Source organism: Synechococcus sp. W4D4 (assembly GCF_047716805.1).
Classification (GTDB): Bacteria; Cyanobacteriota; Cyanobacteriia; order PCC-6307; family Cyanobiaceae; genus Vulcanococcus.
Genome location: NZ_CP180404.1, coordinates 1,829,207 through 1,854,590, shown reverse-complemented (window position 1 = coordinate 1,854,590; position 25,384 = coordinate 1,829,207). Strand labels below are relative to the sequence as shown.

General features: G+C 61.8%; 27 protein-coding genes, 1 tRNA gene and 1 pseudogene. 15 read left to right on the top strand and 14 right to left on the bottom strand.

Translation table 11 applies throughout. From position 1 onward, the window contains the following. Window positions 1-53 precede the first annotated feature (53 nt). Complete coding sequence (locus tag ACLM42_RS10415; protein ID WP_415399007.1) at window positions 54-608, bottom strand: thioredoxin domain-containing protein; 555 nt, start codon at window positions 606-608, stop codon at window positions 54-56. Window positions 609-677: 69 nt separating this feature from the next. Here ACLM42_RS10415 and ACLM42_RS10410 point away from each other — a divergent pair, with 69 nt between their 5' ends. Continuing rightward, complete coding sequence (locus tag ACLM42_RS10410; protein WP_247909527.1) at window positions 678-1,106, top strand: NIL domain-containing protein; 429 nt, start codon at window positions 678-680, stop codon at window positions 1,104-1,106. Continuing rightward, entirely contained in the window at window positions 1,106-1,633 is a 528-nt protein-coding gene (locus ACLM42_RS10405; RefSeq protein ID WP_415399006.1) for a hypothetical protein, read from the top strand. The genes ACLM42_RS10410 and ACLM42_RS10405 overlap by 1 nt, the downstream gene beginning before the upstream one ends. Window positions 1,634-1,642: 9 nt before the next feature. On the opposite strand, the gene ACLM42_RS10400 is transcribed toward ACLM42_RS10405, so the two are convergent. After that, window positions 1,643-3,658 (bottom strand): transglycosylase SLT domain-containing protein, encoded by a 2,016-nt coding sequence (locus tag ACLM42_RS10400; RefSeq protein WP_415399005.1) that lies wholly within the window; start codon window positions 3,656-3,658, stop codon window positions 1,643-1,645. 97 nt (window positions 3,659-3,755) lie between these two features. Here ACLM42_RS10400 and glmM point away from each other — a divergent pair, with 97 nt between their 5' ends. Beyond that, window positions 3,756-5,132 carry a phosphoglucosamine mutase gene (glmM, locus tag ACLM42_RS10395; protein WP_415399004.1) on the top strand — a complete coding sequence of 459 codons (1,377 nt, stop codon included), beginning with the start codon at window positions 3,756-3,758 and terminating at the stop codon, window positions 5,130-5,132. Here the strand turns inward: glmM and ACLM42_RS10390 are convergent. The 4 genes from ACLM42_RS10390 to ACLM42_RS10375 are packed head-to-tail and all read right to left on the bottom strand — an operon-like array spanning window position 5,111 to window position 9,370. After that, complete coding sequence (locus ACLM42_RS10390) at window positions 5,111-6,067, bottom strand: N-acetylglucosamine kinase (RefSeq protein WP_415399003.1); 957 nt, start codon at window positions 6,065-6,067, stop codon at window positions 5,111-5,113. The two genes, glmM and ACLM42_RS10390, sit on opposite strands and share 22 nt — an antisense overlap. Then, entirely contained in the window at window positions 6,060-7,379 is a 1,320-nt protein-coding gene (locus tag ACLM42_RS10385; RefSeq protein WP_415399002.1) for an IctB family putative bicarbonate transporter, read from the bottom strand. Before ACLM42_RS10385 ends, ACLM42_RS10390 begins: the two co-directional genes overlap by 8 nt. Then, window positions 7,376-8,086: a tRNA (guanosine(46)-N7)-methyltransferase TrmB gene (gene trmB / locus ACLM42_RS10380; RefSeq protein ID WP_415400169.1), complete on the bottom strand. Its 711-nt coding sequence runs from the start codon at window positions 8,084-8,086 to the stop codon at window positions 7,376-7,378. Before trmB ends, ACLM42_RS10385 begins: the two co-directional genes overlap by 4 nt. Before the next feature lie 9 nt (window positions 8,087-8,095). Next, window positions 8,096-9,370 carry an FIST N-terminal domain-containing protein gene (locus ACLM42_RS10375; RefSeq protein WP_415399001.1) on the bottom strand — a complete coding sequence of 425 codons (1,275 nt, stop codon included), beginning with the start codon at window positions 9,368-9,370 and terminating at the stop codon, window positions 8,096-8,098. Between the two features lie 70 nt (window positions 9,371-9,440). On the opposite strand from ACLM42_RS10375, the gene ACLM42_RS10370 reads away from it, so the two are divergent. Then, the gene (locus ACLM42_RS10370; RefSeq protein WP_415399000.1) at window positions 9,441-10,058 is read left to right on the top strand and encodes a DUF3177 family protein; all 618 of its coding nucleotides are present in this window, start codon (window positions 9,441-9,443) and stop codon (window positions 10,056-10,058) included. A gap of 9 nt (window positions 10,059-10,067) precedes the next feature. Then, window positions 10,068-10,382 carry a hypothetical protein gene (locus ACLM42_RS10365; RefSeq protein WP_415398999.1) on the top strand — a complete coding sequence of 105 codons (315 nt, stop codon included), beginning with the start codon at window positions 10,068-10,070 and terminating at the stop codon, window positions 10,380-10,382. Here the strand turns inward: ACLM42_RS10365 and ileS are convergent. Continuing rightward, entirely contained in the window at window positions 10,379-13,243 is a 2,865-nt protein-coding gene (gene ileS, locus ACLM42_RS10360) for an isoleucine--tRNA ligase (protein ID WP_415400168.1), read from the bottom strand. The genes ACLM42_RS10365 and ileS overlap by 4 nt on opposite strands. Before the next feature lie 114 nt (window positions 13,244-13,357). Then, window positions 13,358-13,957 (bottom strand): Ycf66 family protein, encoded by a 600-nt coding sequence (locus ACLM42_RS10355; RefSeq protein WP_415398998.1) that lies wholly within the window; start codon window positions 13,955-13,957, stop codon window positions 13,358-13,360. A 51-nt stretch (window positions 13,958-14,008) separates the two neighbouring features. Between ACLM42_RS10355 and ACLM42_RS10350 the strand changes: the two genes are divergently transcribed. Together ACLM42_RS10350 and crtR are read left to right on the top strand one after the other, a co-directional pair. Continuing rightward, window positions 14,009-14,090: transfer RNA gene (locus tag ACLM42_RS10350), tRNA-Leu, on the top strand. A 48-nt stretch (window positions 14,091-14,138) separates the two neighbouring features. Then, the gene (crtR, locus tag ACLM42_RS10345; protein WP_247909517.1) at window positions 14,139-15,164 is read left to right on the top strand and encodes a beta-carotene hydroxylase; all 1,026 of its coding nucleotides are present in this window, start codon (window positions 14,139-14,141) and stop codon (window positions 15,162-15,164) included. A gap of 45 nt (window positions 15,165-15,209) precedes the next feature. Here crtR and gatC read toward each other — a convergent pair whose 3' ends face one another. Together gatC and ACLM42_RS10335 are read right to left on the bottom strand one after the other, a co-directional pair. Beyond that, complete coding sequence (gene gatC, locus ACLM42_RS10340; protein WP_247909516.1) at window positions 15,210-15,503, bottom strand: Asp-tRNA(Asn)/Glu-tRNA(Gln) amidotransferase subunit GatC; 294 nt, start codon at window positions 15,501-15,503, stop codon at window positions 15,210-15,212. A gap of 9 nt (window positions 15,504-15,512) precedes the next feature. Next, the gene (locus ACLM42_RS10335) at window positions 15,513-16,289 is read right to left on the bottom strand and encodes a creatininase family protein (RefSeq protein WP_415398997.1); all 777 of its coding nucleotides are present in this window, start codon (window positions 16,287-16,289) and stop codon (window positions 15,513-15,515) included. Between the two features lie 58 nt (window positions 16,290-16,347). Between ACLM42_RS10335 and ACLM42_RS10330 the strand changes: the two genes are divergently transcribed. After that, window positions 16,348-16,647: a DUF6679 family protein gene (locus ACLM42_RS10330; protein ID WP_247909514.1), complete on the top strand. Its 300-nt coding sequence runs from the start codon at window positions 16,348-16,350 to the stop codon at window positions 16,645-16,647. A 6-nt stretch (window positions 16,648-16,653) separates the two neighbouring features. Here the strand turns inward: ACLM42_RS10330 and ACLM42_RS10325 are convergent, their stop codons facing one another. Continuing rightward, window positions 16,654-16,791, bottom strand: coding sequence for a hypothetical protein (locus ACLM42_RS10325; RefSeq protein WP_185186311.1), 138 nt, complete (start codon window positions 16,789-16,791; stop codon window positions 16,654-16,656). Between the two features lie 95 nt (window positions 16,792-16,886). Here ACLM42_RS10325 and ACLM42_RS10320 point away from each other — a divergent pair. From ACLM42_RS10320 to ACLM42_RS10300, 5 genes and pseudogenes are all read left to right on the top strand, one after another. Beyond that, a pseudogene (locus ACLM42_RS10320) lies at window positions 16,887-17,150 on the top strand (DNA-3-methyladenine glycosylase); the annotation flags it as partial. 213 nt (window positions 17,151-17,363) lie between these two features. After that, window positions 17,364-18,437 (top strand): site-specific integrase, encoded by a 1,074-nt coding sequence (locus ACLM42_RS10315; RefSeq protein ID WP_415398996.1) that lies wholly within the window; start codon window positions 17,364-17,366, stop codon window positions 18,435-18,437. Window positions 18,438-18,755: 318 nt separating this feature from the next. Then, complete coding sequence (locus ACLM42_RS10310) at window positions 18,756-19,298, top strand: hypothetical protein (protein ID WP_415398995.1); 543 nt, start codon at window positions 18,756-18,758, stop codon at window positions 19,296-19,298. Continuing rightward, the gene (locus ACLM42_RS10305) at window positions 19,258-19,605 is read left to right on the top strand and encodes a hypothetical protein (protein WP_415398994.1); all 348 of its coding nucleotides are present in this window, start codon (window positions 19,258-19,260) and stop codon (window positions 19,603-19,605) included. Before ACLM42_RS10310 ends, ACLM42_RS10305 begins: the two co-directional genes overlap by 41 nt. Before the next feature lie 25 nt (window positions 19,606-19,630). Beyond that, window positions 19,631-20,416 carry a transposase gene (locus tag ACLM42_RS10300; RefSeq protein WP_415398993.1) on the top strand — a complete coding sequence of 262 codons (786 nt, stop codon included), beginning with the start codon at window positions 19,631-19,633 and terminating at the stop codon, window positions 20,414-20,416. A 291-nt stretch (window positions 20,417-20,707) separates the two neighbouring features. Here ACLM42_RS10300 and ACLM42_RS10295 read toward each other — a convergent pair whose 3' ends face one another. Both ACLM42_RS10295 and ACLM42_RS10290 read right to left on the bottom strand, forming a co-directional pair. Next, window positions 20,708-21,667, bottom strand: coding sequence for a carbamoyl-phosphate synthase L chain (locus tag ACLM42_RS10295; protein WP_415398992.1), 960 nt, complete (start codon window positions 21,665-21,667; stop codon window positions 20,708-20,710). Window positions 21,668-22,217: 550 nt separating this feature from the next. Further along, a complete protein-coding gene (locus ACLM42_RS10290) occupies window positions 22,218-23,234 on the bottom strand; it encodes a carbamoyl-phosphate synthase L chain (RefSeq protein WP_415398991.1) in 1,017 nt (338 codons plus the stop codon). A 113-nt stretch (window positions 23,235-23,347) separates the two neighbouring features. Here ACLM42_RS10290 and ACLM42_RS10285 point away from each other — a divergent pair, with 113 nt between their 5' ends. Both ACLM42_RS10285 and ACLM42_RS10280 read left to right on the top strand, forming a co-directional pair. Next, window positions 23,348-23,989 carry a DNA-3-methyladenine glycosylase gene (locus tag ACLM42_RS10285; RefSeq protein WP_415400167.1) on the top strand — a complete coding sequence of 214 codons (642 nt, stop codon included), beginning with the start codon at window positions 23,348-23,350 and terminating at the stop codon, window positions 23,987-23,989. A gap of 26 nt (window positions 23,990-24,015) precedes the next feature. Beyond that, a complete protein-coding gene (locus tag ACLM42_RS10280; protein WP_415398990.1) occupies window positions 24,016-25,017 on the top strand; it encodes an aspartate carbamoyltransferase catalytic subunit in 1,002 nt (333 codons plus the stop codon). 1 nt (window position 25,018) lies between these two features. Here the strand turns inward: ACLM42_RS10280 and ACLM42_RS10275 are convergent, their stop codons facing one another. Continuing rightward, complete coding sequence (locus ACLM42_RS10275) at window positions 25,019-25,261, bottom strand: DUF565 domain-containing protein (protein WP_371820566.1); 243 nt, start codon at window positions 25,259-25,261, stop codon at window positions 25,019-25,021. Window positions 25,262-25,384: the final 123 nt, after the last annotated feature.

Genomic DNA, 25,384 nt, shown 5'->3' with positions numbered 1-25,384 from the left:
GGCGGGCGATGGAGTTGGGAGCTGGTGCTGCAGGGTAACGGGCTTTGCGGGACTCAGCTGTGGCTGCGGGGACCTGCCATGGCGGTGGTCTCTGCTTTCGGTAAAACGCTGGTCTCGGCGACTCCAGCCATGGCCGGTAAGGGGGAACCGCTGATCAGGGCGGCGCTCAGGGCCTCCAATTCGCCTTGATTGCGGGCCCCAACGGCGCGGCCAATGGGGGCGCCACTGGCATCGAAGAACTCCAGCTGCGGGATGCCATTCACGTCGTAGCGATCCACCTCCGGTTGCCAGCGGGGGTTGTCGACATTGAGCAGCACAACATCGAGTTGCTCGTGGTGTTCGCCTTCCACCCGCTCCATCGCTGGGGCCATGGCTTGGCAGGCCTCGCACCAGTCGGCGTAGAACTCGATCAGGCTCGGCCGGCCGTTGCTGAGCGCGACGGCGGGTTCGAGCGATTGGCGTGCCAGTTTTTCCAACGGGGCGGCCGGCGAGAGCCCACCGCGCAGAAGGAAGAGCCCCAGGGCCAGCAGGGCTGCCACCGCGGCGAGCAGCATCCGCTCGCGCCTTCCCAGGGCTGCTGTGTTGCTGTCCACAGGAGGTGTGTTCATGCTTTGGGCCAATCTGCCAGGGCTGTTCGCATTCCGCGTCGATACCCTGACGGTGGCTGAGTTGCGCCCTTGAAACGCCGCATCACCCTTCACTTTCCGCGGGAGGCGGTGCATCAGCCGATTACCTATCGCCTGGCGGTTGAATTTGATATCGCCGCCAAAATCCTTCGGGCTCAGATCGCGCCCAATCAGAGCGGGACGATGGTGGTGGAGCTCTCGGGCGACATCGACGATCTGGATGCGGCCGAGCAGTGGTTGGAGGGGCAGGGTCTGGGCCTGAACCGGGCCTCCGGTGAGATTGCGATTGATCCGCAGCGTTGCGTGGACTGCGGGATTTGCACCAGCGTCTGCCCAAGTGGAGCCCTGAGTTGCACCGCCCCCAGTTGGCGGCTGACGTTCAACGCGCAGCGCTGTCTGGTTTGCGAGCAATGCATCCCCTCGTGTCCGTTTGAAGCCATCGCCCTGGTGTTGGATCAAGCTGTGACCGCTGACCAGTGATGCGCCCGTTCATGCGCCCTGTGACTGCTGTTCTTGGCCTGTTGGTCCTGCCGCTGCGGGCACCGATGTTGTTGGTGCTGTTTGGTGTCAGCGCTTTCATGGGCCTGCACTGGGCCGATGTGGCTCCGCAGTTGGTTGACCAGGCCAGCACCCCCTTGCAGCAGGAGTTCGCTGGCCCCTGGTTCTGGCCCCTGCAGTGCATGCAGGCCCTTCTGGTGGTGGTGCTTTGCACCATGCCCGATCTGCTTCTGCGGGAGCTCTCGCAGCTGATGGCCGCCAGTAAGGCCCTGACCTTGGTGGTCACCCTGCTGGTGGTGATCACTGGGGGCCTGTATCTGCTGCACCTGGCGGTGCTCTCGGAAGTGCTGGTGTTGGCTTCTGCGGTCTTGCTCGCTCGGCTGGATCTCACGCGGCTGAGGATTGCCCCGGCTCCCTTGCTCAGCGCGTTTGTGCTGTGCGGTTGGGTCCTGTCCGGGATCCTGGTGGGTCGCTCCCTCTATGCCCATCTGGGCTTCGTTTTCGGTTAACCGCTGAGGTCAGCGGCAAAGGTCTTCTGCCCGCTGGCCAAGCTGCCGGTAGCTCCAGTAATTCCCCAGCACTTTTTTGGTGTACAGCCGGGTTTCGGGATAGGGGATGGCTTCAGTCCAGAGCTCAGGTTCGCGCTGCAGATCGAAGCCTTCACGTTTGAGCCAGCTGCCGACGGCACCGGGGCCGGCGTTGTAGCTGGCGATCGCTTGGAAAAGATTCCCCGCGGCGCCGCTGAGGAGTTGCTTGAGGTAAGCCGCTCCTAGGGCTCCGTTGCGTTCGGGGTCGCTGAGGGCCTGATGGTCCAGGGATTCTCCTGCCAGTTCGCTGGCGGTGGCCGGCATCAGTTGCAGCAGCCCACTGGCTCCGGCCACTGAGCGCACGGTTGGGCTGAAGCGCGATTCCTGTTTTGCGACTGCCAGCAAGAGGGCCAGATCGACACCGTTGGCTTGGCTGGCAGCACTCAGCTCCGCTGAGAAGCGCCTCGGGTGGAGCTGGCGCTCACGCTCCAGTTGTCCCCTGCAGCCGATCTGGGGGAGGCGGAAGCTGGCGCGCTCGAGTTGTCCCAGGCCCGTCCAGTCATCCCCGATCGCCGTGCGCAGGCGACCTTCGATCAGGAACTCCTCTGGATGGAGGGGGGGCTTTCCCCCTTGCTTGGTGCGCCAGCTTTCCCAGGCTTCCAGCGCTTGGCCCCGCTGCCAGAGGGCATCGATGCGTGGATCAGCACTGGCCAGGGGTTGCCAGAACTGAAGCGCCTCTGCGCTGGGCTCGCCGTTGCTGGTCTCACCCAGACGTTCTTGGGCCCGCCAGCTGTAGTAGCCCAGCGGCTGGCTCCGTTGGGTTCGCCGCCAGAACTGCTCGGCGCTCGCCTGGTCCCCCTGTTGCTGGGCACTCCAGCCTTGCCAGAACAATTGGCGCGCCGCCAGGGGGGCTGGCAGGGTTGCGCTGTTCAATTGGCTGAGCCAGCGACTGGCTTGGCTCCAGTCACGCTGCAGTAGCGCCTGGCGGGCCTCGCTCCACTGCAGCTCCCAGCTGGCGGGATCGTTGGGCCAGCGGCTCAGCACCGCTGCTGGGTCAACGATCCCGGCTTCGGCGAGACGTGCCTGCACCGGGGCGCTGTCCTGGAGCGACGGCGGCAGTTGCTGGAGCTGTTCAACCGCTCTGGGAGCAGGAGACTGCGCCAGCAGGCGCGCTGCTTTGAATCCCTCCGGGCCCTCGCGGTTGGCAAGGCGCCCTAGTAACTCTGCGGCCTGCGTTTGTTGCGCGCGGCTCCCACGCAGCAGGATTTGGGCGAGTCGAAGCTGCAGTTCAGCTGTGGGGGCCGTCTCCCCCAGGCAGTTCAGGGCCTGCTGGCCGCGCCCCAGTTGCACGAGACCCGCGGCCAGCAGCTGTTTGTCTTCAGCGCTGAGCGTGGCCTGTTGCTCTTCGCAGGTTTGGAGCAGGAGCGTTTCAGCGCCGGGCCAGCGGGCTCCCCAGCGGGCCAGATGCAGCGCATCGCCTGCTTCCAGCGCTGCGGCCAGGGCTGCTGGGTGGGGGGCAAAGCGCTTCAGCAGGGTGCGCCGCAACTTGGGTTGCCGCCGGCCCAGGGCATACAGGGCATCAGCACTGGCGGGCTCCTGCGGGAAGCGGCGCAGCAATTCCCCCCAGAGCACCTGGGCTTCCTGGGGGCGTCCGCTGGCTTGGGCAGCCTGGGCCGCGCGCTTGAGGCTGATGGCGGCCAGTACTCGATTGCTTCCGTGATTGCCCCAGCCCTGGCCCTGGAGCCAATACCGGCGCTCTTCGGGCGTGCTCTTGGGCTGGGCACTCAGCAGGAGTGCCGCATCCCGTCTCCGGTCTGGATCCAGGCTTTGCCTTCGGTTGCGGGCTAGCTCGGCCGCGCTGTTGTTGGGGGTTAGGGGAGGAGCCAGTTGCACCAGCCACTGACGTCCGGCTGCCAGGGCAATGCCTGTTCCAAGGCAGCAGAGACCAATCAGCGCGGTGCCAAGAAGGCTTTGGCGTTGTTCAGCGGAGAGGGGGCGCTGGGCCAAAGCGGTGCAATCACTGCGCGCATTCTTGGTGAGATGGGCTCCGCCTGCATGCCAAACACGACCTAGCCTGCCGCCAGCGTTGATGCACTGGCTCGTCATGTCTCCGCTTGGGGCGCCATTCCCTTCTGGTACGGCGAGTTTTGGAACCGACGGCATCCGCGGCCGCGTTGGTCAGGTGATTACTCCGGCCCTGGCGCTCCAGGTTGGCTACTGGTGCGGCCTGGTTCTCCCCGACGGCGGTCCCATCGTGCTGGGGATGGACTCCCGCAGCAGCGGACCAATGTTGGTGGCCGCCCTGGCCGCGGGTCTGACCGCGGCTGGCCGAGATGTGCTGGATATCGGTCTGTGTCCAACCCCTGCCGTTCCTGGGGCCATCCGTCAGCTCGGAGCCAGTGGCGGTCTGATGGTTTCGGCCAGCCACAACCCCCCCCATGACAACGGCATCAAAGTCTTCGGGGCCTGCGGTGCCAAGTTGGCCAAGCAACAGCAGGCCCAGATCGAAGCGGGCTTGCATGGCAGCGGCGATGTCCTCAGCGGTTTCCGTGCCAACGGACGGCTCGAGCAGCGACCGGATTTGCTGAACGACTACCGCCAGCGCCTGCTCGAGAGCGTGGGTTCAGCCCGGCTCGATGGCGCCAAGGTGGTGCTGGATCTCTGCTGGGGTTCGGCGACGAGCTGCGGTGAAAGCGTCTTTCGTGAGTTGGGCGCCGATGTCACGGTGCTCCATGGCCAGCCCGATGGGACGCGGATTAACCAGGGCTGCGGCAGCACCCATCTCGCGGCCCTTCAGGCGAAGGTGATCGCGCAAGGTGCGGCCATGGGCTTTGCCTTCGATGGCGATGCCGATCGGATGCTCGCGGTCGATGGCCGCGGCCGGGTCGTCGATGGTGATCAGATCCTCTACCTCTGGGGCCAGGCCCTGATGGCTGAGGGCGCTTTGCCGGAAAACCGGATTGTCGCGACGGTGATGAGCAATCTGGGGTTTGAGCGCGCCTGGCAAGCCCAAGGCGGCGTGCTTGAGCGCACCGCGGTCGGCGATCAATATGTGCATGCCGCCATGGAGGAGCTCGGGGCGTCTTTAGGCGGTGAACAGTCCGGTCACATCCTTTCGGCCCGCCACGGCATGAGCGGTGATGGACTGCTGACGGCGTTGCAGGTGGCGAGCTTGATCCAGGCTCAGGGGGGCTCCCTGAGTGATTGGCTCGATGGCAGCTTCCAGCCCTATCCACAGAAATTGGTGAATGTCACCGTCCCAGATCGCAGCAAGCGCACCGGATGGGAGAACTGCCTGCCCCTGCTGAAGGAGGTTCAGGCCGCCGAAGCAGCGATGGCCGGCAGCGGGCGCGTGTTGGTGCGGGCCAGTGGCACCGAGCCGTTGCTGCGGGTGATGGTGGAGGCGGCTCAGCAGGCGGATGTCGACCATTGGAGTCGCCATCTCGCGGAACTCGCCGATCAGCACCTCAACGCTGCCTGAACGGCGAGCCGTAGGGCTCCATCACAGGCATCACCCTTGGGTCCCACCAAGGTTGCGCCTGGGCAGCGTTGCGCGAGGTCCGCGGCAAAGGCCTCACGCAGCGTCTTCAGGTGCGTAAGCGCACCGCCGCTGCAACACACCCGTGGAGCTTGCAGCTCGAGCGTTGTGACGATGCTGCTGACCATCTGAGCGAGGGCCAGGGCGGAGCGCTCGACGATCACGCGGCCATGGGGATCGCCGCTGCTGGCACTCGCGTCCACGACCGGAGCGAGCCGGGCAAAGCCTGCGGCACCAAATCCTTCGGCGACGACCGCGGCCTTCAGCTCCTGGGCAGTGCTGACTCCCAGGGCTTGCCAGAGCTGGTCTTTCAGCGCGGTTTCGCTCAGCCGGCCATCGGCCATTTGGACGCTGATCGCTAATCCATCGCGGCCAAGATCCATTGCTGAGCCCGCTCCATCCAGAAGCCAGCCCCAGCCGCCGCTGCGATGCCAGCGTCCTGAGCCGTTTTGGCCGAGGGCGATGCAGCCGGTGCCACTGATCACCAGAACGCCCGGATCGTTGTCCAGGGCACCAATGAGGGCGGTGTGTTCATCGCCGCTGACCGCAACAGAGGCCTTGGGCAGGTGGAGAGCATCGGCCGCCAAGGCTTCCCCTTGGCTCTGGATTGCGCTGCCCCGCTCAATGCCGCTGGCGCCCACACCGACGGCGAAGGGCTGATCGTCAGGCAGTCCGGCTTGCTGGAGTGCATCGCGAAGGCTCTGCTGCAGGGCCTCGCGGAAACAGGCTTCGCCGCCTGGGGCGGCCAGATGGCGAACTCCCGGTCCATATCCCTGGCCGATGGGGCTCAGCTCTCCATTGCCCTTGAGCCAAGCCAGCTTGCAGCTGGTGTGGGTTTGTCCAGCGTCAAAGCCAGCCAGCAGGGGGCCTTCAGCCATCACTGCTGCTGGCGTTTTGGCTGGCGCTCAATGTGGCCAGGCAGAACCAGCCTGTGAGTTGGACTTCCGGCCGGAAGAAGATCGTGTCGGTCGCGCCTTGAACGCAGAGCCCAGCAATGGCGGCAATGGCGGCGAGGGCAGGCAGAGCCCAAATCGACTCACCTTTGAGTTGGCTCAGACCAGCCCGCAGGCTGGCGAAGAGCAAGCCCAACGCGGCGAGCAGATTGGGGATACCCCCTTCAACCAGAAGCTCGAGCGGCACGGAGTAGGCGCTCAGGGCATTGAACTTGGGCTGTTGATAGAGGGGGTAGATCAGGTTGAAGGCGCTGTTGCCGGGCCCGATCCCAAGCCAAGGCCGCTCCTGGATCATCTCGATGGCCGCGAGCCAGACGTTGATGCGGAAGTTGTTGGAGCTATCCCCGCGGCCGGCCGCCAGGCTCATGACTCGGATCCGCAGGGGCTCGATTTGGGTGATGGCGACCACAAGCACGCAGACCGCAGCCGCGATCAGCAGCAGCGGGAAGAGGCGGCGCCAAAGGGGCGGCCAGTGGCGCGTCTGCCGCAACACCAGCAGCAGGACCGTGGCCCCAAGGGCTCCCAACATCCCAAGCCAGCCACCCCGGCTGTAGCTGAGGAAGAGGGCACTGCTGCCGAGCATCAGGGCACTGGCGGCAAACAGGCGTTGCGGCCAAGAACGCCAGCGCAACAGAGCAATCAAGGCAATGGGCAGGATCGGGATCAGGTATCCCGCCAGCAGATTTGGGTTCTCCAGTGGTCCGTAGACCCGGATCGTTCCATCGGCGACGGAGTTGGGATCCGCCCAGCGGGCCAGCTCACTGGTGTCGCCGTAGAGCTGCCGAATGGCGAGGACGCTGCTGAGCAGTTCACCTCCCAACAGAGCCGCCACCAGCCGATCCCACCAGCGGGGTGCCTGCGCAAGCAGCTGCCGCATTAGGGCATAGACCCCCAGGTAGCTGATCAGCTTCAGCAGGCCTTTGAACGCGGCAGGGGTGACCGGCGAGAACCCGGTTGCCAATACGGCGATGCCCAGCATCAGCAGGAGCCAACCGCTGATGCGGCCGATGCGGCCGGCGGGGAGAACGAGTGACCACATCAGCCAAAGCAACCCCGAGGAGAGGATCAACAGGCTCAGGCCCGCCCGCGTGACAAAGGGCATCGCCGCCATCAGCAGGCAGAGCACGATCCCGGCGACCAGGCTGAGTCTTGATCCGAGGGGCCCCTCGCTGGCACTGCCCAACGTCCCCTGCCATCGCAACAGCCAGGGGGTGGATGGCGCCGATCCTGCGCTCATGCCGAGGGGTGGGTTGATGTCTCGGGATTATCGGCGGCTTCCAGCCGTTGCTCCAGTGCTTCCAGGCTGGGTAACGGCGTTTCGTTGCGTTCGTAGAGCACCCGATACACCGGTAGGTCTTGGCCGAGGACGTAGGTCTCCCGTTCGGTTGGCACCGGTAGGGGGTTGCCTTCGCGCCAGGGTTTGGCGTCGTCCGCCGGTCGCTTGAAGCAACCGCTGGCTTCGGTGACGGCGACCATGGGCTCGATGACGTCCAGAATGTCGCTCTGCAGAAAGAGGCGCTTGCCCGGTTGCAGGGCCGCGGCGATCGCAAGCAGCAGTGCCGGTTGCAGCACCCGTCGCTTGTGGTGCCTCTTTTTGAACCAGGGATCGGGGAATTGGATTGAGACCAGATCCAATTGACCGGGTGCCAAGGCCTGCAGCCAGGCGCTGGTGCTGATGTTGGCGTTGCAGAACAGATAGTGCAGGTTGCCCAGGCCGAGCTGTTGACGGTCGGCTTCCGCGGCGGTGACCAGGGGACGCCGGATCTCAATTCCGAGGTGGTTGACCTGGGGCTGCTGCTGGGCGAGCTCTAGGAGAAAGCGCCCCCGGGCGCAGCCGATGTCGAGATGCACCGGTAGGCCGGGATCGGCGAAGAGCTCTTGCGGTGGGGGCAGCTCCAGCGGCAACTGGAAGAAGCGGCTCAGCGGGTTGACGTGTTGGCGCACCATCGGAAATCAGGGGGTGTTCGGCACCAGAAAGCCCCAGCTGGCGGTGTAGCCATGCAAGTGGGTCGCACCAGCGACGGGGCCGATTTCGCCATTGCAGAAGGCACCGCTGATGGGCACGGCCGGGAACTGTTGCCGGCACCCTTCCACATCCCCATTGGGGCTGCCGTACAGGCCTTCGCCACGGCCAAGGCAGGCAAACAGAAGTGCCGCCAGCGGGTCGGCGTTGCGGGTTTGCTGCCGCCCAAGCAGTTGCTGTTGTTCTTGCCGTGAGGTCTCGGCGTCACGCAGTTGAAACTGCACCTGTTGCCCTACCCGTAGCCGCTCGGCCACCGCGACTGATCCGGTGCGGGGGTCGACGCCAAGCAGGTTGCGCACCAGAACCGCGGGTCCAGGAGCAGGGGATCCATCGCTGGGTAGCTGGAAGTTGGTTTTGGCGACTCCTAGAAACAGTGAGTGCCGTACCAGTTCCTTCTCCTCTGGAGAGAGGCCCTGAAGGATTGTCTGCAGGCAGGCCACGGGGGTGTCCGCGTCTCCGTCATGGCTCAGGCGCAGCAGCACATTGCGCTCAGCCTGCTCAATCTCAAAGACCGGACCGATCGGCTTGCAGCCCTGGGCGACCACCGGATCAATGCGCCAGGCCCCTTTGATCAGGCAGCCGATGGCGCCGTTCACCACGCTGTCCCCGAGCAACAGGGAGCCATGTTGGGCGTTGTGTTGCGCGGCGATGCCCCCGATCTTCTGGGCTTCGGGGTAGGCGAAGTCCAAGCCGCTGATCACGTCGTTGATCGCCGTGCAGGTCGGATCAATGAACAGGAGCATGGAATGTCCGCCGTCTGGGACGACTCCCGCCCAGTCGATCCAGCTCTGCCGTGACCCGTCGAGATCGGGCAAGGCATCGCTTTTGAGCATGAAGAGCTCGATCTCTGTCTCGGGCAGAGAGAGCAGCGTGACGCTGATGGCGGGCTCGTTTTCGAGCTCTTGGGCCGAGCCCTCGGTGTTGGTGCCGACGACCCCGCCGCCACAGCAGCCCAGCCAGTGCTTCGCGCCAATCGCTTGCTGCAGCAGCGGCATGAACCGCTGGAGGTCGGTGGCGTAGGCGCTGGAGCAAAACACCAGCCCAAGGTCAGCCTGGCTGCGCTGACCGGCTTGTTTGAGCTGTTGAGCCAGATCGGCGATGGCGGTTTCCAGGGCTGGCTCACGGCTCAGCGCCGTCGTGCACTGCGCCTGCTGCGGCGCTGTTCGCCAGGGCAAAAATGGGGAGAGGCGAGCGGTCCAGGCCATCGGCGGACCTTACAGCCGCTTCCTTTCGCGGCAGGGCTGCAGATAATGGCCGTTGACTGAGTGTTGCTGCGTGCCAGATCTGCTGCTCTATCGCACCCTCGTCTGGCTGGATTACCGCCTGGCTGCGGTCTTCGCCCTGGGGTTGCCCCTGGTGCTGCTGATCTGGTCGGCGTTGAAGCGCGAGCAAGCGTTAACCCGCTTGATGGGCATCTATTGGAAGGTGGCCAGCCTGCTGCTGATCACCGTGCTGCTGCTGACCGACAACCGACCCCTGGGCTACTTGCTGGCGGTTTTGTCTCAGCTGCTGGTGGTTATCAGCGTCTGGTTCTGGGTGGATCTCAATGAGGAGTTGGCGGACTTGCCGCCCTGGCGCCCCTTGCCGTTCGTGGTGCGCGCCTGGCGCTGGGGGCTGAGTGTGTTTGGCCTTCTGGGCGCGGCCTTGAGTGCCGTGGCCTTGAACTGTGTCGGCGGTGGATTGACCAGGCCGATCTGCCAGGTGTGGCTTGAGGCCCCCGATGACTTGCATGGCGGTGTGGCCGGCTTCTTTGATTTCGTCTTTGGCGGGAGCTGGACCGCTGCAATTGCTGCCTTTGTTGGGTACGTGTCCCTAGTGGCCTACGGCGTCGGCCTGCTGCAGTGGCTGATTGTCCGCTTGCCCAAGCAGGGCCGGGTGGCCGGTGGTTTCTAGGGCACGGCCATGGCGTTGAAGGTTGCTGAGCTGCTGCTGCAGTTGGAGGAGATCAGCCGAAGTCGTCCTGATCGGGTCCTGCGTCTGCGGGGTTCCTTACCGGTTGCTGATGGTTTGGAGCCCTTTGAGTTGCTGATCTTTCGGGGCTTCTCCAGCAGCGTCTCCCACCCCACGGGTTTTGATCCCGATCAGCCGCTGCTGCCTGAAGCGGCCCGGATCGAGCAGACCGAGCTCTTGCAGGGCCCGCTCAACCCCCAGGCTGAGCAGTGCCTCTCCAGTGCTTCAGGGGCTCAGGCCTTCCTCGAGCCAGCCGCCTGGCTTTAAGTCAGAACACCGACGCAGCGGCCGCAGAGGGTTGGATGGGCGGCGTGCTCGCCAATGTCGCTTTCGTAGTGCCAGCAGCGCTCACACTTGTGACCGTCAGCTTTGCTGATCCGGACGGTGATTCCGTTCTCACTCGCTTCGGCCAGCACGGCGTCGGGGCTTGAGCCGCCGATCTGAAGGGCCGAGACCAGGAGCCAATCCGCCAGGTTGTCGACCTTCGGATGGGCGCTTTCGCTCAACCAGTGGAGGGCGGCTTGGGTTGCTGCGCTTCCCTCGCCCAAGTTGAGTTGAACCTGCGCTTCCAGGGAGGCCCCGAGCTTGGCTGCGCTGCGGCAGCTTTCCAGCTGCCGATTGACCAGGGCCCGCAGTTCCAGGATCTGGTTCATCGGTTGCTCAAGGGCGCTCTGACGCCACGGCTCTGGAGCCGTGGGCCAGCCCCGCTCGAACACCGAGGTTTCCGCGACGGAGTAGGGCAAGTTCTGCCAGATGTCCTCGGCCATGTGGCACAGGACTGGGGCGATCAGGCCGGCGAGCCGTTCCACAACGAGCGCCAACACCGTTTGGCAGCTGCGGCGGCGGAAGTCGTCGGCACCGCTGACATATAGGCGGTCCTTGGCGATGTCGAGGTAGACGTTGGAGAGGTCCACCACGCAGAAGTTCTGCAGGGCCTGGAAGAAGCGATAGAACTCAAAGCGCTCGAAATCACCGCTGACGCTGTCAATCAAGGACGCGGTGCGCTGGAGCATCCACTGATCCAGAAGCGGCAGTTCCTCGTAGGGAACGGCGTCTTGGCTGGGATCAAAGTCGTGGAGGTTGCCCAGCAGGTAGCGCGCGGTGTTGCGCACCTTGCGGTAGACGTCCGCCAGCTGTTTGACGATCCCAGGCCCCAAGGGGACATCGGCGGAGTAGTCGACCGAGCTCACCCAGAGGCGCAGCACATCGGCGCCGTAGGGCGGTTCCTGCTTCAGGTTCTTGCCGCCCGAGACCAGCACCGCTGGATCGACGACGTTCCCCAGGGATTTGCTCATCTTGCGGCCCTTCTCATCGAGGGTGAAGCCGTGGGTGAGCACCCGCTTGTAGGGGGCGTGTCCGTTGACCGCTACGGAGGTGAGCAGGCTGCTTTGGAACCAGCCCCGGTGTTGATCGCTGCCCTCGAGGTACAGGTCGGCTGGGTAGTGCAATTGGGGCGCCCGGCTGCTGGTGCCCTCGATTCCACCGAGCACGCCCGCCCAGGAAGAGCCGGAGTCAAACCAGACATCCATCGTGTCGGTGCCCTTGCGCCATTGGCTGGCTTCGGCGGCGTAGGCCTCAGGCAGTAGCCCAGTTTCGTCGCGCTCCCACCAGACATCGGCGCCGTGCTCGGCGATCAGTCCTTGGATGTGGCTGAGGGTGGCTTCATTGAGCAGCACCTCGCCGGTTTCACGGTGATAGAAGACTGGAATTGGCACGCCCCAGGTGCGCTGACGGCTGATGCACCAGTCCCCCCGCTCGCTGACCATCGCTTCGATGCGGTTGCGGCCGCTGGCGGGTAGCCACTCCACCTGAGCGATGGCATCGAGGGCGGCCTGACGGAAACCCTCCACGGAGGCGAACCACTGCTCCGTGGCCCGGAAGATGGTCGGTTTTTTGGTGCGCCAGTCGTAGGGGTAGCGGTGCTCGTAGCGCTCCTGCTTCAGCAGCAGGCCGGTCTCTTCAAGGGCGCTGATGATCGTGGGGTTGGCATCCTTCAGCACGTTCGTGCCGGCGAAGGGCCCGGCCTCTGCCGTCAGGTTTCCGGCTTCATCGACCGGGCAGAGCACGGGGAGTTTGTACTTGCGCCCGGTGTTGAAGTCATCGACGCCATGGCCCGGTGCGGTGTGGACCAGGCCGGTGCCTGCTTCGGTCGTGATGTAGTCCCCGCCGATCACAATCGGGCTGGTGCGCTCCAAGAGCGGATGGCGGTACTGCAGGCCTTCGAGTGCGGCCCCTTTGACGCTGACCAGGGGGTTGAGGGTCAGGCCCAGGCTGGTTTCGAGGCTTTCGCGCAGTTCTGCGGCGACCACCAGGTGGCTGGCGGCAGGGGCGGGGTTGTCACCATGGGCCTCGATGGCGCAGATGGCGTAGTCGAGGCGTTCATTGACGGATACCGCCAGGTTGGCGGGCAGCGTCCAGGGGGTCGTGGTCCAGATGGCCACCGCCAGACCGCCTTGGGCCGTCGCTTGATCGGGGCCCAGACCCGCTTGCTCGAGGGTGCTCGCCAGGCCGCTGGGGAGCTCGACCGCGGGGAAGGCCGCAAACACGCTGGGTGAGCTGTGGCCGTCGGGATATTCGAGTTCAGCTTCCGCGAGGGCCGTGCGGGAGCTGGGGCTCCAATGGACTGGCTTGAGGCCTCGGTAGATGTGGCCGGCTAGCACCATGGCGCCGAACACCCCGATCTGGGCGGCCTCGTAGTCCTTCTGCAGGGTTAGGTAAGGCTGATCCCAGTCGGCCCAGATGCCCCAGCGGCGAAAGCCGGCTTTTTGGCCTTCTACCTGCTCGAGGGCATAGGCGTGGGCTTTCTTGCGCAGGCTGACGGGGGTGAGCTCAGCCCGCTCGCTGCTCTTGAGCCCCTGCAGCACCTTGAGCTCAATCGGCAGACCGTGGCAGTCCCAGCCGGGGATGAAGCGAGCCCGTTTGCCCTGCAGCAGGGCGGTCTTATTAATGATGTCCTTAAGGATCTTGTTCAGCGCGTGCCCAACGTGCAGGGCGCCGTTGGCGTAGGGCGGCCCGTCGTGGAGCGTGAAACAGGGTCCCGTGTTCTCTTCGCTGAGACGTTCGTAGAGCCTCCGCTCAGCCCAAAAGGCCTGGATCTCAGGCTCGCGCACCTGTGAATTCGCCCGCATGTTGAAGGGCGTTTTCAGCAGGTTAAGGGTGTCCTTGTAGGAGATCTGCCCGGCGTTGGCGGAGGACTCGGAAGCAGTGCTGGCGGTCACAGCGCTTGGGGCAGCAAGGGTCGATTATCCCGCTTGGGGGCTGGATGCCTCGATCAGCGCGTCCACCTCCTCGAAGGAGCTCACCAAGGTGGGTGCAACAGCTGCTTTCACTGCAGGTTCGCTTTCGCTTTCGTCGTTTGCCTCAACGGTGGTTTCGCTGGGTCCTTCGTTGGGTCCTTTGGCTTCGCTCTGAGCTTCAGCGCGAACCCAGCGTTTGCTGGTCTTGCCCGGTTTGGGGCCACCTTTCAACGTGCTCAGCAGGGAGCCGCCGGTTGAGCTCAACACCGAAGCGGCCTGGGAGCTGCTGCTGAACAGCTCGCTCAGGCTGGTCTGCCAGCGCTCCAGGGACGCGATGCGCTGTTGCTCCTCGGGGCTGAGCATGCGCCAGCGGCTTTGAAGCACCTCGCTGCCGAGGCGAGCGATCAGTAGGCCTCCGCAGAGCACGGCCAGCATCGGTGAGCCGGTGAGCCGGTCTGCACTGGTGACCAGGGTCAGGCCCAGCAGGAGCACCACAGCTCCCCATGCGGCATCGCGAGGGCGGCTCAGCTCTGTTGCGAGCAGCGGCAGCAGCATCACCGTCAGGCCCACCAGCAGGGCAAGGGTTCCGCCAAGGGTGGCCAGCATTGGAATTGAGGCGTTGACCCCATTCTGGGCCGCTCTCTACAGTCATGCCCTGCCCACCTGGCGGAATTGGTAGACGCGCTGGTTTTAGGTACCAGTGGCTTCGGTCGTGGGGGTTCAAGTCCCCCGGTGGGCATCCGTTCGAGACGTCAGCTTTTCTAAGCTGCTCCTTAATTCAGTAGGAATGACGCAAACCTTGGCCCCAGCTGAGTCGAGAGAGCTTGGACGCCAAGAGGTGCGTGCGTCGGTGAGTGCTGTGCCGAGGCAATACCTCGATCCCCCGGCTCCCTGGAACCCGACGGTGGGATTGTTCCTCGGCGGCTATGTCCTCGCGGCTCTAAGCATTGCGGGCTGGTTCCTCTGGGGCTGGCCGCTACCGGTCCTGCTGGCCACGGGTTTTCTGGCTTTGCATCTGGAGGGCACGGTCATCCATGACGCCTGCCACAACGCGGCGCATCCCAGCCGTTTCTGGAATGCCTTTATGGGGCATGGAGCGGCGTTGCTGTTGGGCTTCAGCTTCCCGGTCTTCACCCGCGTGCACCTGCAGCATCACGCCCATGTGAACGATCCGAAGAACGATCCCGATCACATCGTCAGCACCTTCGGTCCGCTCTGGCTGATTGCGCCTCGATTTTTCTATCACGAGTACTTCTTCTTCCAGCGCAAGCTTTGGCGCGGACATGAACTTCTTGAATGGGGACTAGGGCGTGGCATCTTCTTCGCGATTGTGCTGGCTGGGATCAAATACGGCTTCATTGATTTCATTTTCAATGTCTGGTTTGCTCCAGCCCTAATGGTTGGGGTGACCCTTGGGTTGTTCTTCGATTACCTGCCGCACCGCCCCTTCTCTTCAAGGAATCGTTGGCACAACGCGAGGGTCTATCCCGGGCGTCTGATGAACTGGCTGATCATGGGCCAGAACTATCACCTGGTTCATCACCTTTGGCCGTCAATTCCCTGGTTTGAATACCGCCCCGCGTATCACGCAACCAAGCCAATCCTTGATGCCAAGGGTTCTCCTCAGCGGCTCGGATTGTTCGAGACCAAGGGTGATTTAACCAATTTCATTTACGACATCGTCCTGGGGGTGCGCAGCCATCGCCGCCGCCGCAGCAAACTCCGTCCGATCGCTGGACTGCTGCCCTCGTTCAGGGCCCGCCGCCATGTGGTCGCTCTCCTGCACCGTACGGCGGTTTCGCCCCGCCGCTGATCGACTGGTTTTACAGATCGAGCGCTGCCGTCAGCTTGAGTTTGGTCAGTCCGCCAGGATTTTGGGAACGCGGAAGAAGTCGCCTTCCCGTAGGGGCGCCTCATCCAGCAGCTGCTCGCGCACCTCGGTCGGCACCACGGTGTCTTCGCGGGTCACATTGACCACTTCAACGGCGCGGGTGGTGGCGGGAACGCCATCGGTATCGACTGCTTGCAGCTGGTCGACGTAGTCGAGGATCCGCTCGAGTTGACCGGTGTAGGTCGCGATTTTCTCTTCGGGCAGTTCCAGGCGAGCCAGCTTGGCCACCTTGCGGACGTCGTCGGCGCTGATGTTGCTCATGGGGTGAACCTAGCTGGCCGACTCGCTCAAAAAGCGCTCCAGATCAGTGACCAGCCCCGTCGCGGCCACATCCAAAAAGCGGCGACCGTCTTCGGCGGTGGCCAAGGAGGGATGGGATCCCATGCGGCCATCCGGGTGGCGGCGGCGGAAGTCCTCGGGGCTGTGAATTGGCCCGGCCGGGGCTGGGTCCGGCAGGGGTTGCTGCTTGCTCTCCAGGCTGGGCTCCAGTGCCAGGGTGATGGCGATTTCACTGGGGGTGGCGTGGTGTCCTTCCTTGTCCCCGTAGAGCTCCCTGGCCAGGCCCATGGCTTCTGAGGTCATGAACCAGTTGGCGAGCTTGCAGCGCAGTCGCCCGGCATTCGGAAGGCCGCGGGCCGCGGCAGTGCCGTAGGCCTCGGCGAAGGCGGCTTTGCAGGTGGCGATGTTCCCGCCATGGCCATTGATCACATAGATCCGCTCAAAACCATGGCGGGCCAAGGACAGGATCAGGTCGTGCAGGACCGCCAGCAGGGTGGAGGGCTGCAGGCTCATGGTCCCGGCAAACCCCAGATGGTGCTCTGCCATGCCGAAGGCCTGGGCGGGGGTCACCAGCACCCCCAGGCGCCGACCGACTTCAAGGGCCACCGCTTCAGCGGTCAGGGCATCGGTGCCGATGGCCCCGGTGGGTCCGTGCTGCTCGGTAGACCCCAGGGGAATGATCACCCCTGTGTTCTGCTGGAGATAGGCCTCCACCTCGGGCCAGCTCCGCAGCTGCAGTCGGATGTCTTCGGTGCAGTGAGCAACCACGGAGCTGCGGCGTGAGATTGGTTCAGTATCCCTAGGATTAGGTATCCGGCGGCGGCCCATGCTTCAGCGACGCCTTTACCGCTATCAGTGCGAGAAACGGCCCATCTGGGTGTTCTTGCGCGACCAGCAGCGCTGGATCGAAGAGGCACTGGTCGTTGAGCTTGAAGGCGACCTGGTGACCCTTCGCTACGACGCTGAAGACGACGACGAACTCCACAGCTGGGAGGAAACCGTCCGCCTTGATTCCATTGGAGCGGTCAGCACCCGCCTGGCGTACTTCAGTCGCTCCGCGTTGCCGGACGATCTCGAGACCACCTCGGACTGTCCTCAGTCGGAGCGGCTCTCCAGTGAGACCTAGGCGGCTCTAGTGGGCGGTGCCGTTGCCGTCGTACTTGTCGGTGTCGTAGTAGCCGCCCTTGGTCCCGAAGAACAAAGTGGCCAGCACGAAAAGACCGCTGCCGCCAATCAGGACCGTGGCAAGGGTGAAGCCGTCGGAATGCATCGCAGTGGCGGAGCCGATGGCTTGATTCTGGCGTCCGTGGCTGGGGCTTGCAGCGGCGGCTCGGTTAACTGTGATCTGCAGGTCGCGCGGATCTGATGGAGAAGCACCTCCCAGCCCTGCCCCACGCCTTCTTCTGCCGTCCAGCGGACGTCGTTGCCCCTGAGCTGATTGGTTGCAAGTTGGTGAAACGCCAAACAGACGGCAGCCTGCTCTGGGGTGTGGTGGTGGAAACGGAGGCGTATTCCCAGGACGACCCCGCCTGCCACGGCTACCGCCGCCGCTCCCCCAGCAACGAAACGCTCTTTGGTGAGCCAGGGCGTTTTTACGTCTATGTGAGCTATGGCATCCACCACTGCGTGAAGCGAGCCCGTCGCTCCAAGACCTCAGGCTGGGCTTGAAGTTTCAGCAGCTCCAACGGGTCTCCCAGCCAACTGCCAAGCCACTCCCAGAAAAATCCCCCGATTTTTCGCCCAGAGCACTCCCCCAGCTACGAAGGGCTACACGTGGACGCGGCTGTCTTGGCTGAATCAGTGGTGCAGCCGTAGCCCTGGTGTCAGCAGCGGCAGCAAAGCTTGAGGAAACCACCTTCTCTACGCAACAACAACGGCACTCTCCAGGTCCGTGTGCGGATTGATGGCAGGGATGCGTTTATCAACCGCCTGGGTCGCTGGGATGACCCTGTGGCAGTGGCTAAAGCCCACGCCATCGCCGCCCAAATCTGGAGCGACTACCAGCAGGGGAGCTTTGACCGCAGCCTGATGGCATATCAGCCGCTAGTGAATGGCAAGCAGGTGGGACTGCTGGAGGCAGTGAGGGTGCGGGCAGAGAGCAAACGCCAGGCTGCTGCCATTCACGCCCACAAGCTGCTGGAGCACTACGGAAAGCCCATCCGCACCAGAAGCGATGCAGAGGAGTTTTTGCGTTGGTTGAGAGAGGAGCGTGGCTTGAGCGACTGCACCATTGCTGGGTTGATGACCCACTACCGCCAGTGCAGCGGTGGCAATCGTCATCTCTTCTCTCACAAGCTCAAGTGGCAGCGGCGGTCAGTCCAGAGCGATGTGCTGAGCGTGGATGAAATCCAAGCTGTGCTGGCTGACCTGGAGAGCAATGAGCCTTGGTTTTACCCGTTGTTTCTGCTGTGGCTCAGCACGGGGATGCGAAATGCCGAAATCAGGGGCTTGACCTGGGATTGCATCCGCTGGGAAGAAGGTGAGGTGTTGGTGTGCAAGAGCTTGAGGCGTGATGGCTATTCCTCAGGTCAGCACAGCTGGGCAACGACGAAGACAGGGAGAGAGCGTGTGGTGCCCCTGACCGCACAGGTGCTGGAGGTGTTGAGACAGCACAAGGCTGAGATGGAGCTGCTGGAGATTTACGACCCTTATGGGCTGGTGTTTGTCGCCCCCACCAGCTACAGCAACATCTACGACCATCTGGTGGGTCGTGTGTGGAAGCGGTCGCTTGAGCGTTGTGGATTGAAGCCCCGCCGTCTCTATGCCCAACGCCATAGCTTCCTGTCTCACGCTTTAGCGATGGGAAACTCCCCAGCTGACTTGGCAGCGGCAGCAGGGCACTCCACCAAGATGCTGCTTGATACCTATGCCAAGCCAACAGGCAGATTGAAGATGCCGACTTGGCAGACAGCTTGAAACAAATACCAAAAAAGATGTTAAGAGCCAATCTATAAAAGTGGGTGCGTCAGGGCTTGATATACGGCGGAAATAGCAATAAAAACAAGCCTGCGTGATGTATCGCTCTTGTTGGCTTTGCCTGCAGATATTGGAGTGTCAGTCAATCCTCATATGACGACCCTGTAAAAGGTGCAACTCGCATAAATAACTAACGCCTGCAGTGCTTACTTGGTGGATTGAGAAGCAACCGCTGCGAGCAACTAACAGAAGAGATGCGCTGGATGCCAAGGAATTGGTGTCAGTGTCTCTGCGTGAGAAGAAGCAGGAGAAACTCAAGTGAAATCAATACAACAAGAAGAGCGCAGGCAAGCCCAACGCTTGAAACGGAATATCAAACACCTCATCAAAGGTGAGCTCCACAGCATCAACCCCTGGTGGCTCATCAGCTTTCACTACCGAGACCACCACAGCAAAGAAGATGAGTTACTCAAAGATGTCGCTGACCTCAAGCGAAAACTGCATCGCATCATCTACAAGAGCCGTGATAAGAGCATCAAGGGTGCTGGTGAATATCTCTACCCAAAGATGCTGTTTTTCCACGAAACCAGCCACCAGGGCACAGGTCAATTCCACACCCACCTGATTGTGGAGAAGTTGCCAGGGAGCCTAAATACCCAAGTTGAGATGGAAGCCCTGTTTCATAAGCGACTACCAAATAAAGTCAAGGCATTGTCTAAATGGAAATCCATAGATATTCAACGCATCAACCCACAGGATGATGACTACAGATGCATTAGCAGTTATTTGGGAAAACAGACCAACTTGGAGCTGATTGCCCTTGACCCATTCAACAGCGACCTATCACCCCAAAAGAAATGAGAAGAAACCAACTCACCATCACCTACCCAGAAGGCGATGCCCAACAACTCCATCAGGCACTGCTCCTGCTGAAAAGAAGCCAGCATCTCAATATCTCAGCATTCTGTCGTGCAGCGATTGCGGAGAAGTTGGAGCGACTGGAGAAAAACAAATGAAAACCATTGCTATTCGCCTGCCTGATGTGGAAGCAGCAATGTTGATTGAGGTGCAGAAGGTCAATCGGGCTTATAGAGACCTGCAGGGTCTTCTTATCAGTCAAATCCAACAGGAATACGCCAAGACCCCTAAGGGCAGAGCATCAAGGTGAAAGCCAAGATGCCCTCACATTCCAAATGTCACGCTCACCACGCTGCCTGCCACAGGGCTATTCCTTTCACATCACGCTGCGGTGCAACAGCCGTCAGTTTTTGATTGCTAAGGGATTGAGGCGGGATGTGCTTTTAGCAGTGCTCGCCAAGGCACAAGCCAAGGTCCCTCACAGGTTGTATGCCGTTTGTTTGATGGCAAATCACCTGCACCTGCTCATCAAACCTGATGATGCACGCCAACTGCCAAGGCTGATGCACTGGTTTGGCTGGTATTCAGCAATGGCACTCAATCGCCTAACGGGTCGCTGCGGGCACTTTTGGGAAGCCAGGTATTACGCCACTGCCATTGCGCCTAAAGACCACAGACGAGTGCTCAATACCTTGCGGTATATCCACGCCAACCCCAAAGCAGCTGGAGTGCGAAAGGGGTTTTATGACCCTTATTCCAACTACGGGCACTACGGCAGGTTGGCGAGTGATGGCATCAGCGAATGGCACCCAAGTTTCCTGCAACTGGCGCCAACACTGGAGGGATGCTCCAAGCGTTATGAGCGGTTTTGTCAGCGGTATCGTCATCACGCCAAAGGAGCAGCCAAGTGCCACTGGGGCTCAAGGATGCTGAAGCGATTGGTTGAGGCAAGAGGTCATCAAAGAAGCAAGAAAAATCGTGTATCGCCTGGGCAGCAGCAACTACCGTTTGCGTTTGATATGCGGCTCAACCAAATCCCTGACGAGTGGCACCAGATAGCAGTGAGATTTAGACGAGCCAATGGCATCCGTGATGGCGAAAGGGAGCGAAGTTATTGGTGAATGTGTTGAGGCAATAAGGATAGAAGTAGGGAGAAACATATTGAGGGAGGCTAGGGAGGCTTTGGTGTGTCTTGCGGTCTTGAGATGAGGCAAAGAATGCCGTGAGTGACCTGCCATTGGGCTAAGCCGAGGGCGATGGTGCCAGGTATTGGAGGCTGATTTGTTGGCTTACTGGTGTGAATAAAGAAATAAAAAGCCCCTGCGGTTGCAGGGGCTTTGGGTGGTTAGCCTATCACTTATCAATCAAAATGCTTAGTCCCGTCCTCTAATCGTCATCGCCGCACAAAATCACTAATTTCCGCATCGTGGTCTGCGCGGTATGCAATCGTGCACCCGCACATCCCTCTTGCTTGGAGTTGATGTTAGGGCAGTAACGGCAGCATTGGTTTTCGGTGTTTCTTTGCCAGGACCGCCATTCGTATTGAAACGCCACTTGATGTCAGCCGAAAACCGTGACTTGAAGGCACTGTCATAAGAGAGGTTGGTGCCAACCGTTAGTCCGTTGTTGATGGCATAGGCGAGGCGACCCAAGACACCAGAGCCATCTGCTGTATTGAGGTCACCGTTTTGGTAGTAGTAACCAACAGAAGCTTTTAGAGCTTTCGTGAGGTTGTAGCCCGCATCCAAGCCATAGGTATCAAGCGAGCCGCCTTGATAGACGGTGTTGAGTTGGGCGTTGGTGGTGCCAGTGGGAATGAGCGCATAGGCACTGAGTGCCCACTTATCGCTTACCGCTTCTGCATTGACGGCAGCCTGCTGGAAGAAAGCCGTGCGTGAGGCATAGACAGGGATGCCTGTATCGGCATCACCCGTGCTCATTGGTCGGGTGTCATAGCCCGCATTCAGTCCATACATCCAACTGCGGTCACCATTGAGCCAGCGATAGCCCAGGCGGGATGAGGTGGAAATGGTGGTGCCAGCAACGGTGGTGTTGATGATGCTGCTGCTGTTACCCCAGTCCGAGAAGTTGGCATTCGCCAAGACATCAGCAAAGAAGACGCTGTTGCTGCCGACCACCAGGGGAAGGAAGCCACCCAGACCTGCTTGGTTGGGGGTGCCAGCCGCTTGGGTTTGAGCCTGGACACCAACTTGTGGTGTGACGATGTCCTTGAGCTGAATGCTCATCACACCCAGGTCACTGGCAGACCCTTGGGCGACTTGTGCGGGCTTGGCGCTCACCTGCGGCATTGATGCCAGTGCCAGCGCTGCAGCGCCCGTGAGGGAGAGGCTCAGGCGAATGGAATGCTGCATTGCGCTCGCGCTCAACTTCTGGCGGGAGTTTCGCCAAGAAATGTCGCATTGCCACTGGGCTTAGAGCACTTCGCTTGGTGGCGGCAAGCTGGGAAAAGACAAGCCACTCCCATAGCCACCAAGCCCATCACCACCGATTTCCCCGCATTACCTAAAACCATCTTCTGCCGTCCAGCGGACGTCGTTGCCCCTGAGCTGATTGGCTGCAGGTGGAAGTGAGATTTAGACGCGCCAATGGCATCCGTGATGGCGAAAGGGAGCGAAGTTATTGGTGAATGTGTTGAGGCAATAAGGATAGAAGTAGGTAGAAGAGATATTGGGGACTGCTTTGGTGTGTCTTGAGTTTTTGGCTTGATTGCGATGGAGCGCTGACGGGGCTGTCCTCAGGTTGCGTTAATGACGAAAGTGCCAGGTATTAGAGGCTAATTTGCTGGCTTATGGGTGTGACTGAAGAAATAAAAAGCCCCTGCGTTTGCAGGGGCTTTGGGTGGTTAGGCTAGGCGCCTCAACCATGCTGGAATTCAATCATTAAGCTTAAAAAGGACATCTACTACCACCAATGACCATGGCAGACATAATTGCTTCGTTTTGTTAGCGCGGATAAGTTATGCTTGGGACCTATATAACGGCAGCTATACCAGTCGTGCACCCGCACATCCCTATTGCTTGGAGTTGATGTTAGGGCAGTAACGGCAGCATTGGTTTTCGGTGTTTCTTTGCCAGGACCGCCATTCGTATTGAAACGCCACTTGATGTCTGCCGAGAAACGTGACTTGAAGGCACTGTCATAAGAGAGGTTGGTGCCAACCGTTAGTCCGTTGTTGATGGCATAGGCGAGGCGACCCAAGACACCAGAGCCATCTGCTGTATTGAGGTCACCATTTTGGTAGTAGTAACCAACAGAAGCTTTTAGAGCTTTCGTGAGGTTGTAGCCCGCATCCAAGCCATAGGTATCAAGCGAGCCGCCTTGATAGACGGTGTTGAGTTGGGCGTTGGTGGTGCCAGTGGGAATGAGCGCATAGGCACTGAGTGCCCACTTATCGCTTACCGCTTCTGCATTGACAGCCGCCTGCTGGAAGAAAGCGGTGCGTGAGGCATAGACAGGGATGCCTGTATCAGCAGGACCCGTGCTCATTGGTCGGGTGTCATAGCCCGCATTCAGTCCATACATCCAACTGCGGTCACCATTGAGCCAGCGATAGCCCAGGCGGGATGAGGTGGAGATGGTGGTGCCAGCAACGGTGGTGTTGATGATGCTGCTGCTGTTACCCCAGTCCGAGAAGTTGGCATTCGCCAAGACATCAGCAAAGAAGACGCTGTTGCTGCCGACCACCAGGGGAAGGAAGCCACCCAGACCTGCTTGGTTGGGGGTGCCAGCCGCTTGGGTTTGAGCCTGGACACCAACTTGTGGTGTGACGATGTCCTTGAGCTGAATGCTCATCACACCCAGGTCACTGGCAGACCCTTGGGCGACTTGTGCGGGCTTGGCGCTCACCTGCGGCATTGATGCCAGTGCCAGCGCTGCAGCACCAGTGAGGGAGAGGCTCAAACGGATGGACTGCTGCATGTCGCTTGAGCTCACTTCTGGCGGGAGTTTCGCCACCACTAACCCCATTGCAACTGGACTTAGAGCAGTTGGTTGGTCGTCACCAAGATGAAGGGAGACCAGCAGCCACTCCCATAGCCACCCCTCCCATCACTCAGGATTTCCCAGCCCTGCCCCACGCCTTCTTCTGCCGTCCTGCCGAGGTGGTGGCACCTGAACTGATTGGCTGCAAGTTGGTGAAACGCCAAACAGGCGGCAGCCTGCTCTGGGGTGTGGTGGTGGAAACGGAGGCGTATTCCCAGGACGATCCCGCCTGCCACGGCTACCGCCGCCGCTCCCCCAGCAACGAAACGCTCTTTGGTGAGCCAGGGCGTTTTTACGTCTATGTGAGCTATGGCATCCACCACTGCGTGAACGTGGTGACCCACAGGGCCGAATGGGCTAACGGCGTTCTGCTCAGGGCCCTGGTCATGCCGGGCGAGCCGGAGCGGATTGCAGCGGGTCCAGCCCTGCTTGCGCGCCGTTTTGGCCTCGACCGCGGCCATGACCGCTGCCCGAGCCACCCGGAGCAGGGGCTTTGGCTCGCCCCACGGCACGCCGCGTTTCCAGCGGATGACCTGGTTCAAACCAGCCGCATCGGCATCAGCCAGGGCCAGGACACCCCTTGGCGCTGGTACCTGCGCAGCAGCCGCAGCATTAGTCGCCGCGCCAAGGGGGACCGCACCCCTGCGGTCGCTGAAGCCTGGGACGTGGCCTCTTGTCCCTCGGGCTTCTAGCCTGCAGTTGACGACTGCCGCAGACCTTGAGCGACTGGACCCACCGCCATGTGCTGGATCTGGCGGCCTTCTCGCTTGAGGATTACACCACTGTTTTAGAGCTGGCCCAGCGGTTTCGGGCTATGCCCACCAGTGGTGCCCGCAAGTTGCCGGCCCTGCAGGGCAAGCTCGTCACCACCCTCTTTTTTGAGCCCAGCACCCGCACTCGCAGCAGCTTTGAGCTGGCGGCCAAGCGGTTGTCGGCGGATGTTCAGAGCTTCTCTCCCTCCTCCAGTTCCCTGAGCAAAGGCGAGAGCCTTCTCGACACGGTGCGCACCTACGTGGCCATGGGCGCCGACTTGCTGGTCGTCCGCCACCGCTGCACGGGGATTCCGGCGTCCTTGGCCAACGACCTCGACCTCAGCGGCGAGCGCGTCGCGGTCCTCAATGGGGGGGATGGCTTGCACAGCCACCCGAGCCAAGGCCTGCTGGACCTGTTTTCCCTGGCGCGTCAGTTCAACCCTGAGAGCCCAACCCCCGAAGCGCTGCGGGGCCGGCGGATCGTGATTGTTGGCGACATCCTCCACTCCCGCGTGGCCCGCTCCAATCTCTGGGCCCTGACCGGGTGCGGCGCTGATGTGGTCCTTTGCGCTCCAGCCACCCTGCTGCCGCAGGCCTTCGAGAGTTTTGTTGAAGCCCCACCGCCGGGGCAGGCCAGTGATCCTGTGGCCAAGCGCGGCCGCATCAGCATCGAGCGCAATCTCGATCAGGCCTTGGTCGGAGCCGATGCCGTGATGACCCTGCGCCTGCAGAAGGAGCGGATGAACCAAAATCTGCTCACCAGCTTGGAGAGCTACCACCGCCGGTTTGGTCTCACCCATGAGCGCCTTCCAGGCAAGCTCCCGGTCCTTCATCCCGGCCCGGTGAACCGTGGGGTCGAGATGAGCGGAGCACTGCTCGATGACCCGTCCCTCTCCTTGGTGGAGGAGCAGGTCACCAACGGCATTCCGATTCGGATGGCCCTGCTCTATCTCTTGGCGGCCAGTTAGCTCAGAGCAGCTTGAAGCCCTCCAGCAGAAGGCCATAGCAAAAACCCATCCGGCTCATATCCAGCAGTTGCAACCCCAGGCGATTGCTGGTGTTTCGCAGCAGTGGGCCCCGCAGACGAATGGCCGCTTCGATGGCCAAGACGCAGAGCAGGGCGGCTGGGGGGTCGAGAAACGAACGCGCGCCCGTGAGAGTCGCGATGGCGTTGCCCAGGAAAAAGGTGCTCAGCAGCACGATCAGCAGCACCGAGAGTCGCCGCCAGGGGTTGCTCGCCCAGCGCTCCAGGCGCGGCCAGGCGCCACCAAGGTTGCGCTGCAGCCTTGTGCGTTGGGGTGGGGGCAGCAGGGTCAGGGGAGGCGCCTTCAGCAG

Coding starts and splice junctions, on each gene's coding strand:
- ACLM42_RS10415 (WP_415399007.1), bottom strand. CDS start 608: ATGAACACACCTCCTGTGGACAGCAACACAGCAGCCCTGGGAAGGCGC.
- ACLM42_RS10405 (WP_415399006.1), top strand. CDS start 1,106: ATGCGCCCGTTCATGCGCCCTGTGACTGCTGTTCTTGGCCTGTTGGTC.
- glmM (WP_415399004.1), top strand. CDS start 3,756: ATGTCTCCGCTTGGGGCGCCATTCCCTTCTGGTACGGCGAGTTTTGGA.
- ACLM42_RS10390 (WP_415399003.1), bottom strand. CDS start 6,067: ATGGCTGAAGGCCCCCTGCTGGCTGGCTTTGACGCTGGACAAACCCAC.
- ACLM42_RS10385 (WP_415399002.1), bottom strand. CDS start 7,379: ATGAGCGCAGGATCGGCGCCATCCACCCCCTGGCTGTTGCGATGGCAG.
- ACLM42_RS10375 (WP_415399001.1), bottom strand. CDS start 9,370: ATGGCCTGGACCGCTCGCCTCTCCCCATTTTTGCCCTGGCGAACAGCG.
- ACLM42_RS10365 (WP_415398999.1), top strand. CDS start 10,068: ATGGCGTTGAAGGTTGCTGAGCTGCTGCTGCAGTTGGAGGAGATCAGC.
- ileS (WP_415400168.1), bottom strand. CDS start 13,243: ATGCGGGCGAATTCACAGGTGCGCGAGCCTGAGATCCAGGCCTTTTGG.
- ACLM42_RS10355 (WP_415398998.1), bottom strand. CDS start 13,957: ATGCTGGCCACCCTTGGCGGAACCCTTGCCCTGCTGGTGGGCCTGACG.
- crtR (WP_247909517.1), top strand. CDS start 14,139: ATGACGCAAACCTTGGCCCCAGCTGAGTCGAGAGAGCTTGGACGCCAA.
- gatC (WP_247909516.1), bottom strand. CDS start 15,503: ATGAGCAACATCAGCGCCGACGACGTCCGCAAGGTGGCCAAGCTGGCT.
- ACLM42_RS10330 (WP_247909514.1), top strand. CDS start 16,348: ATGCTTCAGCGACGCCTTTACCGCTATCAGTGCGAGAAACGGCCCATC.
- ACLM42_RS10325 (WP_185186311.1), bottom strand. CDS start 16,791: ATGCATTCCGACGGCTTCACCCTTGCCACGGTCCTGATTGGCGGCAGC.
- ACLM42_RS10300 (WP_415398993.1), top strand. CDS start 19,631: ATGTCACGCTCACCACGCTGCCTGCCACAGGGCTATTCCTTTCACATC.
- ACLM42_RS10295 (WP_415398992.1), bottom strand. CDS start 21,667: ATGCAGCATTCCATTCGCCTGAGCCTCTCCCTCACGGGCGCTGCAGCG.
- ACLM42_RS10290 (WP_415398991.1), bottom strand. CDS start 23,234: ATGCAGCAGTCCATCCGTTTGAGCCTCTCCCTCACTGGTGCTGCAGCG.